General features: G+C 39.1%; 1 protein-coding gene. It reads right to left on the bottom strand.

Annotated elements, in window-relative coordinates; genetic code table 11:
- Nucleotides 1-27: 27 nt before the first annotated feature.
- Nucleotides 28-711: DUF6279 family lipoprotein (locus R7040_RS26510; RefSeq protein WP_318097588.1), on the bottom strand; the 684-nt coding region annotated here is incomplete at its 5' end.

Below are 711 nucleotides of genomic sequence, written 5' to 3' on the forward strand. Positions count from 1 at the left end.
CGCTACGTTTATCCTCTATTGATCCACTCACCTAAGGTTGTGATCGCTATTCTCGGATAGTTGCTCGCTATAATCGCTTTCCGGCTCGGACCATACCCGCATCACTACTTGTTGATAGACAACACTGTTGGACTGATTTTCAAAAAGGTATTCCAACTCTTGATATATTGAAGCGCGATAATTTCGCCAAAGTGGACTATTCAAAATCGTTTGCTGGGAAATTTGTTTTGCGTACCGTTTTTGATCGCTATTCAATTCCCCAATCCATTCTTCCATCCACTCCTCAGTATTCTCTAAAATAATCTCTCTAATCTCTGCTTCGGTTTTATCCGCATATTTTGCGTTTCTTTCTTGATAGTCCTTTCGCACGTTTTGCAAAAACTCTTGTTGTTGCTTTGGCGTCAGTTGTAAGCTCAAAGAGAACAAATCTGGCGCCGATCTCGACACTATACGGTCATAGTGCGCTTTCATTTTTTCTCGGTTTTGCTGCAAAAACGCAAGAGTAATATTGTTTGCATTAATATTCTCAAGCTCTTTTAAGTGATCGATATATAACGGTAATTCTTCTTTCTTATGCCAATCTGCTAATAGCAATAGTCGCTCTTCTAACAACGTTTCTTGTTCATCGTTAAGCGATACGTAGTCATCTAAATATTCAATAACAAACCAATCGATGTTGCTATATAGAAACTTTTTCGTACATCCGGCCAG

It is taken from the genome of Vibrio sp. 1069 (genome assembly GCF_033340555.1).